This is a genomic window from Croceicoccus bisphenolivorans, assembly GCF_001634625.1.
Lineage (GTDB): Bacteria > Pseudomonadota > Alphaproteobacteria > Sphingomonadales > Sphingomonadaceae > Croceicoccus > Croceicoccus bisphenolivorans.
On the sequence record NZ_LRSE01000021.1, the window covers coordinates 12533 to 31545 of the forward strand.

General features: G+C 61.3%; 25 protein-coding genes. 22 read left to right on the forward strand and 3 right to left on the reverse strand.

Going from position 1 to position 19013, the window contains the following annotated elements; genetic code table 11:
* Nucleotides 1-26: 26 nt before the first annotated feature.
* The gene (locus A7A77_RS15810) at nt 27-407 is read left to right on the forward strand and encodes a response regulator (RefSeq protein WP_066560492.1); all 381 of its coding nucleotides are present in this window, start codon (nt 27-29) and stop codon (nt 405-407) included.
* A gap of 24 nt (nt 408-431) precedes the next feature.
* On the opposite strand, the gene A7A77_RS15815 is transcribed toward A7A77_RS15810, so the two are convergent.
* Nucleotides 432-1091 (reverse strand): Pycsar system effector family protein, encoded by a 660-nt coding sequence (locus A7A77_RS15815; RefSeq protein ID WP_245638515.1) that lies wholly within the window; start codon nt 1089-1091, stop codon nt 432-434.
* Between the two features lie 126 nt (nt 1092-1217).
* On the opposite strand from A7A77_RS15815, the gene A7A77_RS15820 reads away from it, so the two are divergent.
* Together A7A77_RS15820 and spt are read left to right on the forward strand one after the other, a co-directional pair.
* A complete protein-coding gene (locus tag A7A77_RS15820) occupies nt 1218-1460 on the forward strand; it encodes an acyl carrier protein (protein WP_066560496.1) in 243 nt (80 codons plus the stop codon).
* 40 nt (nt 1461-1500) lie between these two features.
* Nucleotides 1501-2721, forward strand: coding sequence for a serine palmitoyltransferase (spt, locus tag A7A77_RS15825; protein ID WP_066560560.1), 1221 nt, complete (start codon nt 1501-1503; stop codon nt 2719-2721).
* 25 nt (nt 2722-2746) lie between these two features.
* Here the strand turns inward: spt and A7A77_RS15830 are convergent, their stop codons facing one another.
* Together A7A77_RS15830 and A7A77_RS15835 are read right to left on the reverse strand one after the other, a co-directional pair.
* Complete coding sequence (locus tag A7A77_RS15830) at nt 2747-3016, reverse strand: usg protein (protein WP_066560498.1); 270 nt, start codon at nt 3014-3016, stop codon at nt 2747-2749.
* An 89-nt stretch (nt 3017-3105) separates the two neighbouring features.
* Nucleotides 3106-3744, reverse strand: coding sequence for a YqaA family protein (locus tag A7A77_RS15835; RefSeq protein WP_066560500.1), 639 nt, complete (start codon nt 3742-3744; stop codon nt 3106-3108).
* 240 nt (nt 3745-3984) lie between these two features.
* Here A7A77_RS15835 and A7A77_RS15840 point away from each other — a divergent pair, with 240 nt between their 5' ends.
* The 19 genes from A7A77_RS15840 to A7A77_RS15925 form a co-directional block, all read left to right on the forward strand.
* Entirely contained in the window at nt 3985-4479 is a 495-nt protein-coding gene (locus A7A77_RS15840) for a hypothetical protein (protein ID WP_066560502.1), read from the forward strand.
* Nucleotides 4476-5804, forward strand: coding sequence for a DNA-packaging protein (locus A7A77_RS15845; RefSeq protein WP_425388583.1), 1329 nt, complete (start codon nt 4476-4478; stop codon nt 5802-5804). Before A7A77_RS15840 ends, A7A77_RS15845 begins: the two co-directional genes overlap by 4 nt.
* Nucleotides 5805-5838: 34 nt before the next feature.
* Nucleotides 5839-7032, forward strand: a complete 1194-nt coding sequence (locus A7A77_RS15850; RefSeq protein ID WP_066560504.1) for a phage portal protein — start codon at nt 5839-5841, stop codon at nt 7030-7032.
* Entirely contained in the window at nt 7029-7337 is a 309-nt protein-coding gene (locus tag A7A77_RS15855; RefSeq protein ID WP_066560507.1) for a DUF6127 family protein, read from the forward strand. Before A7A77_RS15850 ends, A7A77_RS15855 begins: the two co-directional genes overlap by 4 nt.
* Nucleotides 7334-7786 carry an HK97 family phage prohead protease gene (locus tag A7A77_RS15860; protein ID WP_245638516.1) on the forward strand — a complete coding sequence of 151 codons (453 nt, stop codon included), beginning with the start codon at nt 7334-7336 and terminating at the stop codon, nt 7784-7786. Before A7A77_RS15855 ends, A7A77_RS15860 begins: the two co-directional genes overlap by 4 nt.
* Before the next feature lie 119 nt (nt 7787-7905).
* The gene (locus tag A7A77_RS15865) at nt 7906-9057 is read left to right on the forward strand and encodes a phage major capsid protein (protein WP_066560511.1); all 1152 of its coding nucleotides are present in this window, start codon (nt 7906-7908) and stop codon (nt 9055-9057) included.
* A gap of 188 nt (nt 9058-9245) precedes the next feature.
* Nucleotides 9246-9812 carry a head-tail connector protein gene (locus A7A77_RS15870; protein ID WP_066560513.1) on the forward strand — a complete coding sequence of 189 codons (567 nt, stop codon included), beginning with the start codon at nt 9246-9248 and terminating at the stop codon, nt 9810-9812.
* A complete protein-coding gene (locus A7A77_RS18025; protein WP_156500627.1) occupies nt 9809-9964 on the forward strand; it encodes a hypothetical protein in 156 nt (51 codons plus the stop codon). Before A7A77_RS15870 ends, A7A77_RS18025 begins: the two co-directional genes overlap by 4 nt.
* A 5-nt stretch (nt 9965-9969) precedes the next feature.
* Nucleotides 9970-10359, forward strand: a complete 390-nt coding sequence (locus A7A77_RS15875; RefSeq protein ID WP_066560515.1) for a DUF3168 domain-containing protein — start codon at nt 9970-9972, stop codon at nt 10357-10359.
* A 37-nt stretch (nt 10360-10396) separates the two neighbouring features.
* Nucleotides 10397-10810, forward strand: a complete 414-nt coding sequence (locus A7A77_RS15880; RefSeq protein ID WP_066560525.1) for a phage major tail protein, TP901-1 family — start codon at nt 10397-10399, stop codon at nt 10808-10810.
* Nucleotides 10807-11124: a gene transfer agent family protein gene (locus tag A7A77_RS15885; protein ID WP_066560527.1), complete on the forward strand. Its 318-nt coding sequence runs from the start codon at nt 10807-10809 to the stop codon at nt 11122-11124. Before A7A77_RS15880 ends, A7A77_RS15885 begins: the two co-directional genes overlap by 4 nt.
* Entirely contained in the window at nt 11125-11331 is a 207-nt protein-coding gene (locus A7A77_RS15890) for a phage tail assembly chaperone (protein WP_066560529.1), read from the forward strand.
* On the forward strand, nt 11324-11881 hold the full coding sequence (locus A7A77_RS15895) for a tail tape measure protein (protein ID WP_066560531.1): 558 nt from the start codon (nt 11324-11326) through the stop codon (nt 11879-11881). Before A7A77_RS15890 ends, A7A77_RS15895 begins: the two co-directional genes overlap by 8 nt.
* A gap of 27 nt (nt 11882-11908) precedes the next feature.
* Complete coding sequence (locus tag A7A77_RS15900) at nt 11909-14245, forward strand: DUF2460 domain-containing protein (protein WP_066560533.1); 2337 nt, start codon at nt 11909-11911, stop codon at nt 14243-14245.
* Nucleotides 14242-15060, forward strand: coding sequence for a DUF2163 domain-containing protein (locus A7A77_RS15905; RefSeq protein WP_066560534.1), 819 nt, complete (start codon nt 14242-14244; stop codon nt 15058-15060). Before A7A77_RS15900 ends, A7A77_RS15905 begins: the two co-directional genes overlap by 4 nt.
* Before the next feature lie 2 nt (nt 15061-15062).
* Nucleotides 15063-15458, forward strand: coding sequence for an NlpC/P60 family protein (locus A7A77_RS15910; protein ID WP_066560535.1), 396 nt, complete (start codon nt 15063-15065; stop codon nt 15456-15458).
* Nucleotides 15459-15476: 18 nt separating this feature from the next.
* Nucleotides 15477-17666 carry a GTA baseplate fiber-binding domain-containing protein gene (locus A7A77_RS15915; RefSeq protein ID WP_066560537.1) on the forward strand — a complete coding sequence of 730 codons (2190 nt, stop codon included), beginning with the start codon at nt 15477-15479 and terminating at the stop codon, nt 17664-17666.
* Between the two features lie 16 nt (nt 17667-17682).
* Nucleotides 17683-18141, forward strand: coding sequence for a DUF2793 domain-containing protein (locus A7A77_RS15920; protein WP_066560539.1), 459 nt, complete (start codon nt 17683-17685; stop codon nt 18139-18141).
* Nucleotides 18142-18349: 208 nt separating this feature from the next.
* The coding region (locus A7A77_RS15925; RefSeq protein WP_156500628.1) for an outer membrane protein at nt 18350-19013 on the forward strand (664 nt) is incomplete at its 3' end.

Consider the following 19013-nt stretch of genomic DNA (forward strand, 5'->3'; position numbering starts at 1 on the left):
AAAGCCTGCCCGGGGGTGAGTTCGAAGTGGCTGAACGCGTACTCGTTGTCGAGGACAACGATCTCAACCGGAAACTTTTTTGCGACCTGCTGCGCGCCAACGGGTTCGTTGTGGAGCCTGTCGCCGACGGGCTGGAGTTCATCGAGAAGGCCGCAGCCTTCGATCCCGACCTCGTCATCATGGATATCCAGCTTCCCAATGTGTCGGGAATCTCCCTGATCGAATCGATGAAGGGCGATGCCCGCCTGCGCAAGGTTCCGGTGCTGGCCGTTACCGCCTATGCCGGAAAGGGCGATGAAGAACGCATCCGTGACGCAGGGGCCGAAGGGTATCTTTCAAAACCGGTGTCGATCCACCCCTTCATGAGCGCGGTCAACGCCCTCATCGATCGCCGCGCCGCAGCCTGATCGCACTTTCCGCCGCGAATTCGATCAGGCCAGCACGAACCGTTCGAGCAGGAAGACGATAACCGTCGTCACCAGACCGGCGATGAATAGCCGGTAAGCATATCCCAGAAACCGGTACTTCTTGCGCGCAAGCACCTGCCCGTTCTGGTAGATATCGCGCAGCATCGTGCGATAGACAGTCTCGTCCGTGGCAAGATTGTCGAGCATGTGCTCTGTCCACTCTTCCTCCGCGACATTGGTGAACACGCCGAAGAACAGGTCGTTTCGCGCCGATTCGGGCAGCTGGTGCTTGCCCTTGGTCGAAGGGAGGACCGCCATCACCGCGCAAATGGCCGAGGCAAAGGCGAAGATGGCGAGAATCGTGAGCGAGATCGGCAACACGCCCTTGCTCGCCTGACCCACGGCAATGGAAAACACGACAAAGGTCGCGCCCATCAGGATCGACGCCTTCTGGTCCGCCATCTGGGACAGGGCGAGATTCACCGTCTGCGTGGTGCGGACAAGGTGGATCGCCTGCGCCGAAAACCCGCGGGCCGGCCGGTCCGCAGCGTCCTTTGCCACAGCCGCCATGCCCTGATCGGTCGATTGCCCCTTCGTGTCCATCGAATGCGGGGATGACAGGAACCGCGACCGCTTGCAAGACGGCGTTCGCGCGGGGCATTCCGCCGCTGGTGGACGGGCCATGCACAGGCAGATATCCCATCGAAGCTTGACACGGCGGGCGCGCTTGGCTTTGCCGCTTGGTGGATCGAAAAGCTGCGTCGGGCACCTGCGCCCGATGCGCTAAAACCGCAAGGAAAGTACCGCCAGATGGACCGCGACGACACGAAGGCCCGGATCGACACACTCATCGAACCCTTCAACAAGAAGGGCGTCGGGATCGGCGAGGACACCACCTTTGCCGGCGACCTTGAATGGGACAGCCTGACCGTCATGGATTTCGTCGCCGCGATCGAGGACGAGTTCGACATCATCATCAGCATGAACCAGCAGGCGGAAATCGAAACCTACGGCCAGCTGATCGACGCCGTCACCAAGCTGCGCGGCGCCTGAAATGAGCGAAAGCGCAGCGACGCCGGACCGTCCGCAGCCCATGGCAGACGCGGGGCACAACTCGCAGGACCTGTTCAGCAAGTTCGACCCGCTGATCAAGCAGCGCAAGGACCTGCTGGACAGCGGGCTGGAGGATCCCTTCGGCCTTGTGATGGAACGCGTGCTTTCACCCGTCACGGCGGTCTGCAACGGGCGCGAGACGATCCTGCTCGGCACCTACAACTACATGGGCATGACTTTCGACCCCGAAGTGATCGAGGCCGGCAAGAACGCGCTTGACGATTTCGGTTCGGGCACAACGGGCAGCCGCGTGCTGAACGGCACGTATGTCGGGCACAAGGAAGTCGAGAAGGCGCTTTGCGAATTCTATGCCATGGATCATGCCATGGTGTTCTCGACCGGCTATCAGGCCAATCTCGGAATCATTTCCACCATTGCCGGAAAGGGCGACTACATCGTCCTCGACATCGATAGCCACGCCTCGATCTGGGATGGCTGCGCATTGGGCAATGCCGAGGTGGTTCCGTTCAAGCACAACGATCTCGACGCGATGGAAAAGCGGCTGCGGCGCATTCCCGAAGGCGCGGGCAAGCTGGTCGTGCTGGAAGGCGTCTATTCGATGCTGGGCGACATCGCCCCGCTGAAGGAAATGATCGCCGTCGCCAAGAAGTACGACGCGATGGTGCTGGTGGACGAAGCGCACTCGATGGGGTTCATCGGCCCGAACGGTCGCGGCGTTGCCGAGGAACAGGGCGTGCTGGACGATGTCGACTTCGTCATCGGCACGTTCTCAAAATCAGTCGGCACGGTCGGCGGCTTCTGCGTGTCGAACCACCCGAAGTTCGAAATCATGCGGCTGGTCTGCCGTCCCTACGTCTTCACCGCCTCGCTGCCGCCCAGCGTCGTTGCCACTGCCGCGACCTCGATCAGGAAGCTGATGGATGCGGGCGACAAGCGGACGCATCTCTGGGAAAATTCCAAGCGGCTGCACGCCGGTTTGAAGGGCCTTGGCTTCCAGCTCGGCACGGACGAACCGCAAAGTGCGATCATCGCGGTCATCATGCCCGATCTGGAGCGTGGTGCGGCGATGTGGGAAGCGCTGCTGAAGGAAGGGCTTTACGTGAACCTTGCGCGTCCGCCCGCAACGCCGGCCAACATGACGCTGCTGCGCTGCTCGCTCTGCGCGGAGCATAGCGAGGAACAGGTCGGCCAGATCCTCACCATGTTCGAAGCTGCGGGCAAGGCGGTCGAGATCATCTGATCCCACCGTCGTCCGGCCGCCCCGGTCAGTTTATCTTGATCACCCCGTCGACGGCCTGCCATTCGGCGGGGCCGATCAGATGGTTGTGCGCAACGCAAACGGAATGAAGCACGGCCTCGATGTCGGTACGCCAGAAATCGAGAAATTGGCCGAGCCGGGGAAACTTCGGGGCGAGATCGTATTGCTGGAATACGAATTGCTGCAACAGGGACTTGTGATCGGGCATCCAGAAATGGACTTGCACGGTCGTGAGGCCGTATCCTTCTAACTGGCGCTGGAAGTCACTGTCCGCCATCGCTCCTCCGAAGCGTTGCCTGTCATCGAGACAGTGACATCATTTTGTAAAAATACAGTTTCGTCAATCGAAATTTGTGCACTGCAGCATCAGGTGGCAGCGACGGAAGTAGCGCTGTCGCAGGCGTGACCGCCCTCCCCGTCGCCATGCCCGATCAGGCTGATCGCCACGAATCCCGCCACGACAAGCACGACGAATGTGGCCGTGACCCATCCCAGATAACGATCGATGAACGTCTTGATCGGCGCGCCGAACAGCCGGAACAGGATGCCGACCGTCATGAAGATCAAACCGCGTCCGGCGATGCTGGCCAGCACGAATGGCACCAGTGCCATGTGGATGAAGCCGGCAGTGATCGTCAGCAGCTTGAAAGGAACGGGTGTCGATCCGGCCACAAGGATGACTTCGACATCGAATTCCTTGAGGTAGCAGGCCGCTTTCGGGAAAGCTTCCTGCAGACCCAGTGACGCGATCAGCCACTGCCCGATCGTGTCATAGAGGAAATATCCGATCATGTAGCCGAACAGGCCGCCGATGACCGACGCGATCGTCGTGATCAGCGCATAACGCACCGCCTTTTTCGGATTGGCGAGGCACATCAGGCCCAGCAACGGATGCGGCGGAATGGGGAAAAAGCTCGATTCCACAAACGAGATCGCGGCAAGCCAGCGCTCAGCATGGCGGTGCTGCGCCTTCTCCATCGTCCAGTCGTACAGTTTGCGGAGCATTTGCGATCACGTTCCCTGGCACGGAGATGGCAATTTCCCCGCTTTGCCGCGTGTTAATGGCAGAACTGCTGCAAGAACAGTGAAAACCACTGTCGATGTAAATAACCTATTTGGCACTTTTCTATTGACATCGTAACGCTATTTGGTTAGAGAAATTGAACATCGCGATAGAGCGAGTCGCCGCCACACATTGCGCGGCTCTCTGTCCGCTCTCGCGATCTGCCAAACAGGGAGGTCACCATGGCGCAACGCCCCGCAGGCGAACGCACGTCCGAAGACTGGCGCGCGACGTTCCTTGAAACACTAGCGAAGACGTCGAACGTTTCTGCCGCCGCGCGGGCTGCCAAGATAGATGCGGGGGTCGTCTATCGCGCCCGCAAGAACGATCCGGAGTTCGCACGCGCATGGTTCGGAGCGCTCTGCCACGGATATGACATGCTGGAGATGGACCTGCTGCGCCGGCTGCGCCTTGGCGACAGCGATAATCCAGCCGCAAAACGCAAACGCAAGTTCGACAATGCCACTGCCCTTCGCCTGCTGACGGCACACCGCGCATCCGTGGGCAAGATGCGCGCGGAGGAGATGGAGGCGGACGAGGAAGACATCATCGCGTCTATCAACGCCAAGCTGGACATGATGCGCGAACGGATGAGAGAGGCGGCCGAGAGCGAAGCCGCAATCCCCTGCCTGCCGGAACCGGGCAATATCGATAACGAACCCGGCGAGGAGGCGTGACGTCCGAAAAGCGGCTGTCATGGCTGATGTCGCTTTCCGAGGAACGGCGCACCTCGATACTGCAAACCCTGAACGAGACTGAACGCAAGGAACTGCGCTATCACTGGGAACTATGGGCGCGAAGCCGGCAGCTTCCGCCCGAGAGCGACTGGCGATTGTGGCTGGTGTGTGCAGGGCGCGGCTTCGGCAAGACACGGGCCGGGTCCGAATGGATCAGGAGCGTGGCAAGATCGCATCCCGGTGCGCGCATTGCGCTGGTCGGCGCGACATTGCCCGAGGCGCGCGCCGTCATGGTCGAGGGCGAAAGCGGCATCCTCGCCTGCTGTCCGGTGAAGTTCAGACCGGCGTTCGAACCATCGCGACGCAAGTTGACGTTCCCGAACGGCGCAACCGCAAACCTTTATTCGGCAGCCGAGCCGGAGACATTGCGCGGCCCCCAACATACGCATGCATGGTGTGACGAACTGGCCAAGTGGGAAAACGCCGGAAACCGGGCGGAACGCACATGGGACAATCTGGCACTTGGCCTGCGGCTTGGCGATCGCCCCCGCGTGCTCGTCACCACGACGCCGCGCAGTGTGCCTTTGATGAAAAAGCTGATCGCTGGCGATGCCAGCGGAGATACCGTGATCGTTCGCGGCAAGAGCGAGGACAATGCCAGCAACCTGCCTTCGCGTTTCCTGAAGGACATGCGTCGGCAATATGGCCAGAGCGCGCTGGGCAGGCAGGAGCTGGACGGCGAACTGCTGATCGATGTCGAAGGCGCGCTGTGGACGCGCGGCCTGCTCGAACGGTGCCGCGGCGCGGATGGCGGGGTGCTGGTCCGCGTGGTGGTTGGCGTCGATCCCCCGGCCAGTGCCCGCGGCGATGCGTGCGGCATCGTAGTTGCCGGGCTTGGTGCGGATGGTTTTGCACACGTGCTTGAGGACTGCTCCGTCCGGCGCCCGACGCCCGAACGCTGGGCGCGCGCCGTTGCCTATGCAGCCGAACGCTGGAACGCGGACCGGGTGATCGCAGAGGCGAACCAGGGCGGTGCGATGGTGGAAAGCGTGTTGCGCGCGGCCAGCGTCAACCTGCCGGTGCGGCTTGTCCATGCAAGCAAGGGCAAGGTCGCCCGCGCCGAGCCCGTGGCCGCCTTGTACGAGGCAGGCCGTGTCTTTCACGTCGGGGCTTTCCCCGCGCTGGAAGACGAAATGACCGGTCTTGGTACCGGCGGTGACTATCAAGGACCGGGGCGTTCCCCCGACCGGGCCGACGCCCTTGTCTGGGCACTGTCAGAATTGATGCTGGGCGCGCACGGGCAGCCCAGGGTCTGGGTGCAATAGCGCCCGCCGGATTAGCCAGTAACAGGAGACATCCATGTCGTTTTTCGAAGCGCTGGGCGCTGCCTTCAAGGGCACCGCCCCGGCGGAGCGACCGCAATTGGCGCGGCCGTTCGCATCGCCCTGGCTGTTTGCCGACGGTGGCAACGGCGCCCTGCCCTATGAGTATCGAAGCGCCGTCAATCGCGCCTATCTCGACAATCCGGTAGCCCAGCGTGCGGTGCGCATGGTGGCCGAAGGGGTTGCCGGCGCGCCGCTGAAAATCGCGGACGAGGATCTGCGCAAGCTGGTAGCCAACACCAGCGCGGGCCAGTCGCTGCTCGAAACGCTTGCCGCGCAAGTGCTGCTGCACGGCAACGCCTATGTCCAGGTCATCAAGGATGCGTCGAACCGGCCGGTTGAGCTGTTTGCCTTACGGCCCGAACGGATTGCCATCGAGCCGGGCAATGATGGCTGGCCCGTCGCATTCCGCTATCGTGTCGGCGATACGCAGGTCAGCCTGCCGATCGAGGATGACGCGCAATACCCGAACGTCATCCACATACGGTCCTTCCATCCGGGCGACGATCATTACGGCGCCGGCTGCCTCACCGCCGCGAACGAGGCTGTGGCCATTCACAATGCCGCCGCGCGATGGAACCGTGTCCTGCTGGAAAACGCAGCGCGGCCATCGGGTGCACTGGTCTACGATGCAGGCGACGGCGCGACGCTTACGACAGACCAGTTCGAGCGGCTGAAGGCCGAACTCTCGTCGGCATTTCAGGGTGCGGGCAATGCGGGGCGACCGATGCTGCTGGAAGGCGGGCTGAAATGGCAATCGCTATCGATGTCGCCCGCAGACATGGATTTCGCGACCCTGAAAAGTGCCGCAGCCCGCGACGTCGCCCTCGCTTTCGGGGTTCCGCCCATGTTGCTCGGGCTGCCGGGGGACAACACCTACTCGAACTACCGTGAGGCGAACCGCGCACTGTGGCGACTGACCCTGCTGCCGCTGGCGGGCAAGATCCTCAGCGCCATTGGCGAAGGGCTGGCACCGTGGTTTCCGGAAGTCGAAATGACCGTCGATCTGGACCGCGTGCCAGCCCTTTCCGAAGACCGGGAAAAGCTCTGGTCCCAGGTCAGCGATGCGGACTTCCTCACCGACGGTGAAAAACGCGCGATGCTCGGCCTGCCGTCAAAGCCCGTGGAGCAGAGTGAGCCTGCTGCAGAGGCAAAGGGGGCGAAGCGATGAGCCGGGAGGAATTGCTGGCCCGCCTGTTGGCGCAGGCCGAGGATTCGGGCGGCGACTTCGTGACCTTGCGCGCCGTGGTGGAGGAGGCCAGCGAACTGGGCGCATCGCGTGTCCTCACCCGCATGGGCCTCGACGATGCGAACGCGCACGACGACCTTGCCGAACTGCGTGAACTCCTGCGGGCATGGCGCGATGCCAAGCGCAGCGCCTTGCGCTCGGCCATCGACTGGGCGGTGCGCGGCATTCTCGCCCTACTCATTTTCGCCATCGCCATCAGGTTCGGCTTCGGAGATCTCGTTCGATGAATATGGAAACCAAGTTCACCACCGGCTTCGATGCCGTTCGTTTTGCCGGTTACGCGGCCTTGTTCGACCGGGTCGACGCCGGGCGCGACGTGATCTGCAAGGGCGCTTTCGAGAAAAGCCTGCGCGATCGCCGCATCGAGGGCGATGCCATTCCCCTGTTGTGGCAGCACCGTCCCGATCAGCAGATCGGCTGGGTAGAACGGATCGGCGAGGATGAGCGGGGCTTGCGCGTCGTTGCCCGTGTTGACGATCCGGAAAGTGGCGCGGCGCGGATGCTGCGCGACGGCAAGATCAATGGCCTGTCCTTCGGCTACCGCGCTCGCGCCTTGAAACAGACGACGCTGGATGACGGCAGGCAAGGCCGGGAACTGGCCGAAGTCGACCTGTTCGAAGTCAGCCTCGTCACGCGCCCGATGCAGGGCGGTGCGCGCGTGCACTTCGTAATCTGAAATCCCGAAATTTCGCGCCCCTGACGGGTGCGAAGCAAGGCTGCTCGCCCATCGATGCAGCATCCCGACGGCCGCCTGAATGGGGCGGCCTTTTTCATGTGTGAAAGGTAATTTGCCCCATGAATATGGAAACCAAGATGGAAGGCCTCGACGCTTCGTTCGACATCGTCGCACGTCAGGACGCCGCCGAGGAATCGATCAAGGGCCTGCGCCGCGATGTCGAGGAAGTGAAGACCCGGCTCGACAAGGTGAGCCGTGCCGCAGCCCGCCCCGTGATCGAAGGTGGCCAGCAGGGGCTTACCCCGATGCTGAGCGCCGAGGTAAAGGGCTTCGTCAACAGCTACCTTCGCCAGGGACGGGAAACCGAACTGAAGTCGATTTCCAGCGCGGTCCCCACCGATGGTGGCTATGCCGTGCCGCGTGAACTGGACGCGATGATCGCCCGTTCGCTCAAGGACATCAGCCCGATCCGCCAGATCGCGCAGGTGGTGCAGACCGGCAGCGCGGGCTATCGCAAGCTCGTCACCGGTAATGGCACGTCGTCAGGCTGGGTCAGCGAAGCGGCAGCGCGTCCCGAAACCGCGACACCGACCTTCCACGAAATCGCGCCGCCGTCGGGTGAACTCTATGCCAATCCGGCAGCCAGCCAGGCGATGCTCGACGATGCGGGCTTCGATCTGGAAGCATGGCTTGCCGACGAAATCGCGACCGAGTTCGCCCGTGCCGAAGGTGCCGCCTTCGTCAACGGCACCGGCGTGAACCAGCCCATGGGCTTCCTGCAGGCCGCGCAGTCGAGCGCCAACGATGGCGCTCGTGCATTCGGTTCGGTCCAGTATGTGGGTTCTGGCAACGCAACCGGTTTCGACACTGCGCCGGAAGCGAAACTGATCGACCTGGTCCACACCCTGAAGGCATCGCATCGGCAGGGTGCGAGCTGGGTGATGAACTCTGCCACGATGGCTGCGGTTCGCAAGCTGAAGACCAGTGACGGCGCGTTCCTGTGGCAACCCGGCCTGATCGAAGGGCAGCCCGACCGACTGCTTGGCTATCCGATCGTGGAGGCAGAAGACATGCCCGACGTCGCTGCCGGCAGCACCCCGATCGCGTTCGGCAACTTCCGCGCCGGTTACCTGATCGCCGAACGCTCGGCGACCTCGATCCTGCGCGATCCGTTCTCGAACAAGCCGTTCGTCCACTTCTACGCAACGAAGCGGATTGGTGGTCAGGTGCTCGACAGCGACGCGATCAAGCTTCTGAAGATCGAGGCCTGATCGACCTCTCCAAGTCGGGATCGGTCGCACCCTAAGCGCAAGGCGCAGGGTCAGCGACGTCCTGCCGGAAAGCGTTCGGCCCGCCCCTTGCCGTTCGTTTTCCGCCCTTCAAGGAAGCGCTCGCCCGGTATTCCCCTCGTCGTGTGGGCGCTTCCTGTCTTTTTACGGCTTTCGAAAGGCAGCACGATATGAAGCGCGCCGTTCTTGCGCCCCCCGCCCTGCCCGCATCGGCCCTTGCCGAGCTGAAGGAGTGGCTGGGCATCAATACCACGCGCGAAGACGCGCTGCTCGGCAATCTGCTCAACGCCTCGCTCGACATATGCGAGGCTTATACCGGCGTCCGCGCCATAGTGACGGATTGCGAGGAAACCTGGCCCATCCGCCCGGCCGCTTTTTCCGTCACCGGCTGGCAGACACTATCGACGCGCCCCGTCACCGGTATCACAGGGATCGAGACGGTCGCTGTCGACGGCTCTCGCAATCCGCTCGGCGTCGAGGATTACGAGCTGGATATCGATGCGGATGGCGTCGGTCGTTTTCGCGTGCTTGGCGGCACGAACGGGAAACGCGTGGCCGTTCGTTTCACAGCCGGTCTTGCAACCGGTTGGGACGCTCTTCCCGACACTCTGCGTCAAGGCGCCATCAGGCTGGCCGCGCATCACCATCGCCAGCGCGAAACGGGCAATGCCGAAACGGCTCCGCCGCGAGCCGTTGCCGCGCTGTGGCAACCATGGCGCAGGATGCGGCTCGCATGATCGAGGGCCGCTGGAACGGTGCCGCGTTCACGCGCCTGCTGACCGCAGCCGTGCGCAGCAAAGTGGCAGAAAGATCCGGGCGTCATCGCGCAAACCGCTGGCGCCGGGCCGACTTGCTCTGGCCCGATTTCGCGCCCCGCTACAAGGACTAGACGACATGGAAATCAGCCTGCGAGCTGCCCTCCTCCACCACTTGTCGAACCATCCCGTGCTGGACGGCGAACTCAATGCGATCAGCGAGGAAGCGCCCTTGCGCGCCAGTCTGCCATGGCTGGCGATCGTGGCCAGTGCCAGTGCCGACTGGAGCCACAAGACAGGCGAAGGTCGCGAAGTTCGCATTGCGGTCGAGCTTCAGACACGCGGCGACGATCCGGCGACGGCCCCGGTTCTCGTCGCGAATATCGAAGACGCGGTGATGGCGTTACCGCGCCAACAGCCGGCTTTTCGCATCGTCAACATCCAGTTCCTGCGGGCCCGGACGGAACAACGCGGCGGCACGGTTCGCGCGGTCCTTCTCGAATTCCGGTTCCGCATCCTTGCGAACTGACCTGCTTTCAACACCCTGACATATCGGAGACTGCGTGATGAGCGCCCAGAAAGGCAGTGCCTTCCTTCTCAAGATCGGCGACGGCGGATCGCCCACCACCTACACCACCGTCGCCGGCCTGCGCACGACGCAGATGTCGATCACCGGCGAAGCTGTCGTCGTTACCACCAAGGATTCCGGCGGCTGGCGCGAAATCCTGTCCGGTGCCGGCACAAGGCAGGTTTCCGTCAGCGCAGCGGGCATTTTCCTCGGTTCGGCGGCGGAAACCCAGATCCGCGCAAACGCCATGGCGGGAACCATCGCCGACTACGAACTCAGCTTCGAGGACGGCGAACGGATGCAAGGCAGGTTCCTGGTTCAGCGGCTCGACTACGCCGGCGATTTCAATGGCGAACGCAATTACACGATGAGCCTCGAAAGCTCCGGCCCGGTCACGCCGGTGAGCGCATGACCGACGAGCGGGAAGCGAACCCTGCACGCGGAGAGGCCACGATCTTCATCAAGGGACGCAAGCGCCGCCTGCGTCCCACATTCGGCGCGCTGGTTGCGGCCGAGGAAGAGATTGGACCACTCTTCGAACTCGTCGACCGCGCAGGCTCGGGCCGGCTAAAGCTGGCCGAGATGGCAGGTCTTTTCTGGCACTGCCTTGCCGATCGCGGAGATATCACCCGCGACGATGTGGGCGAGGCAATTGCTGCACAGGGCCTTGCCGCCAGCGCGCCGACGTTGCGCGCGGTGCTGAAGCAGGTGCTGCAGGGTGCGTGAATGACGCCGAAATACCAACGCTTCGCGGATAGCGCTGCACGCCTTTCAGGGCAGTGCGCGCTGATGTTGGGGTGGCGGCCGGACGAATTCTGGGCCGCCACCCCTGCGGAAGTGAGTGCAATCATCGAGGCCGCCAACGGGCCCCGACAAGCATCGGGCATCAGCCGCAGCGAACTGACGCAGCTTTTGGAGCAGGACAATGGATAGCGATATCGAAACACTGATGGTCGATGTGCGTGCCAGCACGGATGGCTTCGAAAGCGACATACAGCGCATGCGGGATACGTTCGATTCAACCCTGGTCGACGGGTTCGGTCGGGCGGGCAACATCCTCGAATCCAGCCTGCTTGGCGCGGTGCGCAGGGGTAGTCTCGGCTTCGACGACCTGAAACGGACCGCGTTGCGCGCACTCGATGAAATTGCAGCGTCGGCGCTTCAGGCAGGGCTTTCGCAGATTGGTGGCGGACTACTTGGCGGTGGCTTGACCGGCCTGATCGGCGGTGTGCTGGGCCTGCCCGGCAGGGCGACGGGCGGAAACGTATCGCCCGGCTCTGCTTACCTAGTCGGAGAGCGCGGCCCGGAGGTATTCGTGCCGACGAGTTCTGGCCGGATCGAGACCGGCAACGGCGGCAGCGGGCGCGATGTCAGGGTTTCGATCAACCTTAACGCGCCCGCCGGCTCGTCTTCGGCAGAAAGCCTGCAACGTTCGAGCAGACAGGTCGCCAGCGCGGTGCGCCGCGCGCTCTCCGCTTATTGATACACCCCCACGCGAAAGGCCGAGCATATGGCATACTGGCTGGCGAAAGCCCGCAACGGCCAGCGCAGCGAATGGATACAGCGTTTCGATCCTCGCTTCTGGACCGTGAACTTTCCGCGCCCGATGATGGCGGCGGTCGCGACTACCGCACCGGACGCTTTGCGAATGGATTGCGTGTTCTATCGCAAGAACGACCTTGCCGGGCTGATCTGGGATAGCGTCGATACTCTCGACCATCCGTTGACGAGTTACGATACAAATCGCGATTATCGCCAGCTCGCTTTCTCTTTCCGCTGGCGATCAGGCGGAGTGATCCCGCTCGACGCGCTGAATGGCCCGACACTCACGATCGAGGGGCGTGACGAAAACGGCACCGCACGAACGTGGTACGTCCGCTTGTGGAACTATGCCGAAGGTTCGCCCGGCGATGCGCGGATCGACATCCGCTTTTCGAAGCTGGATGGTGGTTTCCTCCTGCCGTACGAAGCCGACCCCGTATACGCAGGCGACATCGACCGGATGTTTATCTCGCTTGCTCCGCCGGGATACGCCGCAAACGGTGGAGATCTTGCGACCCCCGTCGAAGGATGGGCCGAGATGAGCGAGATCAGGGCCGATGGCAAGGATGCCGTACTGGCTGCCGGAGCGGTAATGGTTCCGCCTCACGGAGTGGGGATATGCACGGCGTTCGATGATTGCGGGACGCAGACGCCAGCCCGCATTCTACGCAATGCTCGGGCCTTGGGATATCGCGGCGAGATTGTGCACTACATGGGCATGAGCCACTATTTCAGGCTCAAAGCTGCCGGAGGCGAGCAATTCGTGGTCGATCCCGACGCTGCTGCTTTGAATGTCGCGGCGCGTGCCTGGCATCTCGATTACTTTACCCGTTGCAAGGCCATGGGGTTCGAACCGGTAGCATCCCTCTCCTACGAACTTCTTGCCATGCACTGCCCGCAAGCATGGACACAGCGCGATCTGGATGGTGCCCCGGCCCAGACCGGATGGGAGCCACCATCCAATCTGCTGTCACCGGCTAACGACAATGCCATGGGATACTTGCGCAAGGTGGGCGCTGAAACGGCCACCTTGCTAAAGGCCGCCGGTCTGCCGGTAAGATTCCAGATCGGAGAGCCGTGGTGGTGGACATATGGCGATGGCAGAATTTGTCTGTACGACGATGCTGCGAAGGCTCGCTTTGGCGGCAATCCGATTGCGATCCAGTCGCTGAAGGCCCCGTTGGACAACGCCCAACTCTCCTTGCTGGACGAGGCAGGAACGGCGCTGTCGGAGTCGACTTCCGGTCTTGCTGACGCTGTACGCCAGGTTGCCGGGTCTGACCTTTCCGACATCAGGCTGCTCGCCTTCGTTCCCACGATCATGGATCCGGAAACACCCGAAGCCATGCGTGCAAACCTTCCGCACGGATGGGCGATGCCGGCATTCGACCGGCTGCAGATCGAGGACTACGACTGGCTGACCGCCGGTAAATCGGGCCTGCGATACAACGCCTATGAACAGCTCGATAAGCGTCTCGGGTACCCCCGGACGCTTCAGGACTACCTGGCCGGGTTCGTTCTCCTGCCCGAGGACGCCGCCATCTACTGGGAAAGGATCGATCGGGGTCTGGACGAGGCGGACGATCGCGGCATCCAGCGGCGCTTCGTCTGGGCGTCGCCGCAAATCATGCGCGACGGATATGTGCGCCTGCCGGCTCCGAAAAATGAGGAAGACATGCAGCCCTTCGATGACATCCCCTACCCGCTGGCACTCGGACGCGGCTCTACCGTCATGCCCGAGTTTTCGACATCGATCGTGATGACCGCCTCTGGCCATGAGCATCGCAACACGGTCTGGTCGGACGCACGCCTCAGTTTCGATGTCGGCCCGGGCATTCGTTCCGAAGCGGAACTGGGGACCCTCATTTCGTTTTTTCGCGCACGTCGCGGACCGGCCAGAGGGTTCCGCCTGCGCGATAGCTATGATTTCAGCTCCAACGAGATGACCGGAGAACCGACGCCGTTCGATCAACTGATCGGAATTGGTGACGGTAGCGAAACGTCGTTCGAACTGGCCAAGCACTATGGCAGCGGGCACGATGCACAAAGGCGCCGGATCACCCGGCCTGCCGCTTCGAGCATTCTGGTCAGCGTCGATGGTGTCCAAACCGATGCGTGGGCGCTGGAAGACCATGGCGTCCTGCGTCTGGACATGCCGCCAGCCGAGGGTGCCGACGTTCGCGCCGGTTTCCTTTTCGATGTGCCCGTTCGCTTCGCAAACGATCGTCTGGAAATTTCCAGCGTCGGCGTCGCCGCCGGTGAAGCGCCCAGTGTTCAACTGGTGGAGCTGAGAGAAGGTCAATGACGCGTCGCTGGTTTTCGACCGAGCTTGAAAGTGTTGCGACCTGGTGGCGCGTATTCAGGCAAGACGGTGTGACGGTCGGTTTTACCAGTCATGACCGTGATCTGGTCTTCGATCATATCCGCCATCTGACTGCCCCCGGAATGGTGCCCTCGGCAGTCAGGTTGAGTTCCGATTTGGAGCCGGACAGCGCCGAGATTACCGGTGCGCTGGATCACGAAACCATCAACGCTGCTGATCTGGCCATGGGTCGCTTTGACGGCGCACGCGTAGAGATGGGTCTCGTCGATTGGACTACCATGGAAAGCCGCATTATCTATGCAGGCACGATTGGATCGGTTTCGCAGGATGGACCGACCTATTCGGCTGACCTCAGCTCCGTAAAATCCGTACTGGCAAGACAACGCATCCCGCAGACAAGCCCGACATGCAGGGCCCATTTTTGCGGTCCGGGATGCAACCTGTCGATCGCTCGCTTCACACGGGAAGCGATTGTCGATGCTGTCTACCTTGCGGAAAACGCTCTGGCGGTATCTGGCCTGATAGACGTCAGTAAATTTCTTGGCGGATCTGTCATCTTCCTCGATGGGCAGGAGGCCGGGATTGAGATGAGCGTCGCGGCAATCGACGGCGGCAAACTCGTCCTGAACAGGATATTCGACACCAGCGTCGCTGTCGGGCACCGGATAGAGCTGCGCGAAGGCTGCGATCATCGCTGGTTCACCTGCTCCGATCGTTTTGCGAACGCAGTGAATTTTCGCGGCGAACCGTTCCTGCCCGGGAACGACCTGCTGGCCCGCTATCCAATGGCACACTAGGAATGCCGACAATCGCCGAGGCAGCTCTCGGCATGGTGGGTGTGCCCTTTCGAATGCATGGCCGCGACCCGGGCATCGGACTGGATTGCGTGGGGCTGATCGGCGCCGCCATGGAACGTGCCGGGTTAACCCCAACATTGCCGCGCAGGTACGATCTGAGAAATAGGTCTGGCATCGAAGCGTTCCTGCCAATGGCGGAGCAAAGCGGCCTGAAAAGCAGCAGATTTCCTCCGGCAAGAAACGACATCGTCCTGTACGGGCTGGAGGGGTTCCAGCATCACCTTGCAGTTTCGCTCGGTCAACACCGCATCGTTCATGCGCACGCCGGATTGCGGCGCGTTCTCGTCAGCACACCCAACAACGATTGGCGCATCCTGAAAGTCTGGAGCGTTGATTGATCCATATGGAAAGTCGCAATGGCTACACTTGTTCTAACCGCAATCGGGACGGCCCTTGGTGGCCCTTTGGGAGGCGCAATTGGCTCGATCGCGGGGCGGGTTCTGGATTCCGCCATTATCGGATCGCCAAAGCACGAAGGTCCGCGACTGAAGGATCTGTCTGTCACGACGTCCAGCTATGGCACCCCAATTCCCCGCCATTTCGGCAAAGTCCGGTCGGCTGGCAGCATCATCTGGGCAACCGAACTTGTCGAGCATTCCGAGAAAAGCGGTGGTGGCAAGGGCAAGCCCAGTATCACGACATATAACTACAGCATCTCCTGCGCTGTTGCGTTGGCTAGTCGGCACATCAAGGGCATCGGGCGCGTCTGGGCCGATGGGAACCTGCTCAGGGGATCGGAAGGCGACCTGAAAGCAGGCGGGAAATTACGGATATACCTTGGAGATGAGGACCAAGCGCAAGATCCACTCATGGCGGCAGACATGGGGCCGGCTTGCCCCGCTTTTCGCGGACTGGCCTATGCCGTGTTCGAAGATCTCGCACTGGCAGACTTCGGGAACAGGATTCCTGCGCTGACGTTCGAGATTATCGCCGACGACGGGGAGTTTGGTCTTTCCGAGTTGCTGCCAGGTGAAGATATCGCAGTGCGCGCGATGCCCCTTCCGGAACTGACAGGCTTCACGCACGATGGCGGCAGCGACGCCAACCTGCTGTCGCTTCTGCAGGATTTTTACCCGATTTCCTGCCAAGGGGGTGGCGCTGAACTTGTCATAACATCGGCGGTTGGCGTGTCCGGTGAGAGTGTAACCGACTTGCCGCCAACCGTTGCGAGCAAGGATGGCGAATTTGCCGGCCAAACGGGCGTGCGGCGCAAACGTCGCATCGACAACCATGCTGACGCAGTCGGCGTTAGATATTACGACCTTGACCGCGACTATCAACCAGGCCTGCAGAGAAGTCGCGGCAAGCCCGGCAGGGGACAGATCGAGACAATCGAATTTCCGGCCTGCCTGGTCGCGAACCACGCCAGACAGCTAGCGGACCGCATGGCCGACACCCGCGAGCAATCTCGCGAAACCATGTCATATCGAATTGCCACGATCGATGACGACCTGCGGTGCGGTACGCTTGTCAGGCCAGCGGGCGAGCGCGGGGTCTGGCAAATACGCGCCTGGGAATGGCGCGCTGAAGGCGTGGAACTCGAACTGGAAGCGGTAGACATTACGGCTAACACCGGGCTGCTAGCTTCTGGCGATGCTGGCATTATTAGGCCTGCAACCGACGAACCGGTTGGCGAGAGCGTCATCCAGGCTTTCGAATTGCCATGGGATGGCTTGGGCAGTGGCACTGAAAGAAAAATATACGCCGCAGTTTCATCACAGTCGTCTGGCTGGAACGGTGCGGCCCTTTACGTAGACATTGGAAACGGCTCCCTGAAACCCGCCGGGACCGCTGCGCGCACGCGTGCCACGATCGGCACCGTTTCGACAGCGCTGCCTGCCGCGAGCCCGCATTTGTTCGACAGGGCAAACTCGCTTGTCGTCGAACTCGTGGACCCGAAGTTCATGCTGGCAGAGGCAGATATGATCGCGTTGGCACAGGGTGCAAATCGTACTCGGGTCGGCAAGGAACTCATCCAATTCGCCTCTGCAGAATCGCTCGGTGCAGGTCTTTGGCGAATATCGGGATTGCTGCGCGGGCGCGGCGGGACTGAAACCGCCATCGCAGATCACAAAGTCGGCGAGGGTTTCGCTTTGCTAGACAGCACGCTCAGTTCGATCGACGTTACAACTATAGGTTCCGCGCCAACCGCAACGGCCCTTGCGTTGGGCAACGGCGATCTGGCGCCCGCCACTACGACAATTGCTGAACTAGGCTCATTTTTCCGTCCCCTTACGCCGGTGAAAGCACAGCTCAAGGCGCAGACGGACGGCGCCCGGCTACTGACTTGGGTCAGGCGCGCACGTGGTGGCTGGCAATGGCTCGACGAGGTTGATGTCCCGTTTTCGGAAACTGTCGAGAGTTATGAGGTACGGTTCCGTGATGGTTCGGGCGATACGCTCTCTTGGACGACGAGCGTCACGAACCTGATCCTCGCACAACAGATTTGGGAAGAACTGACAAGCAAGCCAAGCCCCAAACACCTGGAAATTCGTCAGATCGGCTCATCGTCGATGTCGCCCCCGCTAATCATTTCTATCTCATAACCAAAAGGAGACGGCTGTGATCGATCCTATTAGTTTTAACTCGTCCACTCCTCGCTTCGGACTGCCGCTGCTCTTCGCAGCGCAGGCCCAGAAGGAGTTTTACGTCAACGAGGCACATGTTCTCAGCGATATGCTGATGCACCCCTTCGTCGAGGGAGTTGCATCCGAACCGCCTGTCACGATCAGCAACGGGCAATGCTGGATCATATCAAACGGCGCAACTGGCGCTTTCGCAGGACAGGATGGGCACTTGGCATTCTGGAATGACGGACAATGGATATTCGCTCAGCCCACCGAACGCATGGCCGTATTCGATCGATCCATTGGCAAATATCGGTATTTTGAAGACGGTTGGCAGACCTCGATCGAGGTCTCAGCGCCTGTACAAGGTGATGTTGTGGATGAGGAGGCAAGGATCGCAATAGCCGGAATTTTGACCGTCCTTCAAACTGCGGGCATCCTTGCACCGGTCTAAACCGGGTAGCGGGAACTTTTCCTTTCCAAAGCGGTTTATCGATGACGTGAGGGAACGGCTATCAGCTGTTTTTGCGCAAAACTGTAAGAAACTGATGCGTTTATGCAACGATTCATCACCCTTGGGGTGCTTGCGCGAAATATGAACAAAGGATAGATGTCACCTCCGTGGCCTCGATCAATAGAATGGAAATTAAGGGGAAACGCTAATGCGTAAACTGGTGATCGGATTGGCAATGGCCTCGACAGCCCTTGCCACACCCGCACTCGCGCGCGATGACGCTTGGTACATCGAACTCGATGGCGGCATTATGCTGCCTGAAGACACTGATCTGACTGTCGACGACGAAGCTAACGCTGGATCCGTCGATTGGGACTATGGCTATGATTTCGGCGGTATCGTCGGCTATGACTTCGGGATGTTCCGTCTCGAAGCGGAAGCGGCATATAAGGGCGCTGATGATGACGGCGCTACGCTCGATGGCGTGACTTACGAAGACGAGGATGTCGCGGTCAACTTCGACACGCTTTCGTTCATGCTTAATGGCTTGATCGACTTTGGCGATGATGATGGCCTGCAGGGCTTCGTGGGCGGTGGCGTCGGTGTTGCACGGACCAGCTTGGACGTCAGCTTAAATGATGACGATCCGGATTTGCTTGATGATTCCGATACCGGTTTCGCATGGCAGATCCTTGCCGGTGTCCGCGCTCCGCTTACCGACAATTGGGATGTCGGCCTTAAGTATCGCTATTTCCGTCATGATGACATCGACCTGATGTCGGTTGACGGTACTCCGGTCAATCACGACATTCGTACGCACTCGCTGCTGGGCACGTTGACCTACAACTTCGGCATGGCACCGCCGCCCCCGC

What these genes read in the sequence shown, in the direction of transcription:
- A7A77_RS15815 (WP_245638515.1), bottom strand. Translation starts at nt 1,091, where the DNA reads ATGGCCCGTCCACCAGCGGCGGAATGCCCCGCGCGAACGCCGTCTTGC.
- A7A77_RS15820 (WP_066560496.1), top strand. Translation starts at nt 1,218, where the DNA reads ATGGACCGCGACGACACGAAGGCCCGGATCGACACACTCATCGAACCC.
- spt (WP_066560560.1), top strand. Translation starts at nt 1,501, where the DNA reads ATGGCAGACGCGGGGCACAACTCGCAGGACCTGTTCAGCAAGTTCGAC.
- A7A77_RS15830 (WP_066560498.1), bottom strand. Translation starts at nt 3,016, where the DNA reads ATGGCGGACAGTGACTTCCAGCGCCAGTTAGAAGGATACGGCCTCACG.
- A7A77_RS15835 (WP_066560500.1), bottom strand. Translation starts at nt 3,744, where the DNA reads ATGCTCCGCAAACTGTACGACTGGACGATGGAGAAGGCGCAGCACCGC.
- A7A77_RS15840 (WP_066560502.1), top strand. Translation starts at nt 3,985, where the DNA reads ATGGCGCAACGCCCCGCAGGCGAACGCACGTCCGAAGACTGGCGCGCG.
- A7A77_RS15850 (WP_066560504.1), top strand. Translation starts at nt 5,839, where the DNA reads ATGTCGTTTTTCGAAGCGCTGGGCGCTGCCTTCAAGGGCACCGCCCCG.
- A7A77_RS15855 (WP_066560507.1), top strand. Translation starts at nt 7,029, where the DNA reads ATGAGCCGGGAGGAATTGCTGGCCCGCCTGTTGGCGCAGGCCGAGGAT.
- A7A77_RS15860 (WP_245638516.1), top strand. Translation starts at nt 7,334, where the DNA reads ATGAATATGGAAACCAAGTTCACCACCGGCTTCGATGCCGTTCGTTTT.
- A7A77_RS15865 (WP_066560511.1), top strand. Translation starts at nt 7,906, where the DNA reads ATGAATATGGAAACCAAGATGGAAGGCCTCGACGCTTCGTTCGACATC.
- A7A77_RS15870 (WP_066560513.1), top strand. Translation starts at nt 9,246, where the DNA reads ATGAAGCGCGCCGTTCTTGCGCCCCCCGCCCTGCCCGCATCGGCCCTT.
- A7A77_RS18025 (WP_156500627.1), top strand. Translation starts at nt 9,809, where the DNA reads ATGATCGAGGGCCGCTGGAACGGTGCCGCGTTCACGCGCCTGCTGACC.
- A7A77_RS15875 (WP_066560515.1), top strand. Translation starts at nt 9,970, where the DNA reads ATGGAAATCAGCCTGCGAGCTGCCCTCCTCCACCACTTGTCGAACCAT.
- A7A77_RS15880 (WP_066560525.1), top strand. Translation starts at nt 10,397, where the DNA reads ATGAGCGCCCAGAAAGGCAGTGCCTTCCTTCTCAAGATCGGCGACGGC.
- A7A77_RS15885 (WP_066560527.1), top strand. Translation starts at nt 10,807, where the DNA reads ATGACCGACGAGCGGGAAGCGAACCCTGCACGCGGAGAGGCCACGATC.
- A7A77_RS15890 (WP_066560529.1), top strand. Translation starts at nt 11,125, where the DNA reads ATGACGCCGAAATACCAACGCTTCGCGGATAGCGCTGCACGCCTTTCA.
- A7A77_RS15895 (WP_066560531.1), top strand. Translation starts at nt 11,324, where the DNA reads ATGGATAGCGATATCGAAACACTGATGGTCGATGTGCGTGCCAGCACG.
- A7A77_RS15900 (WP_066560533.1), top strand. Translation starts at nt 11,909, where the DNA reads ATGGCATACTGGCTGGCGAAAGCCCGCAACGGCCAGCGCAGCGAATGG.
- A7A77_RS15905 (WP_066560534.1), top strand. Translation starts at nt 14,242, where the DNA reads ATGACGCGTCGCTGGTTTTCGACCGAGCTTGAAAGTGTTGCGACCTGG.
- A7A77_RS15910 (WP_066560535.1), top strand. Translation starts at nt 15,063, where the DNA reads ATGCCGACAATCGCCGAGGCAGCTCTCGGCATGGTGGGTGTGCCCTTT.
- A7A77_RS15915 (WP_066560537.1), top strand. Translation starts at nt 15,477, where the DNA reads ATGGCTACACTTGTTCTAACCGCAATCGGGACGGCCCTTGGTGGCCCT.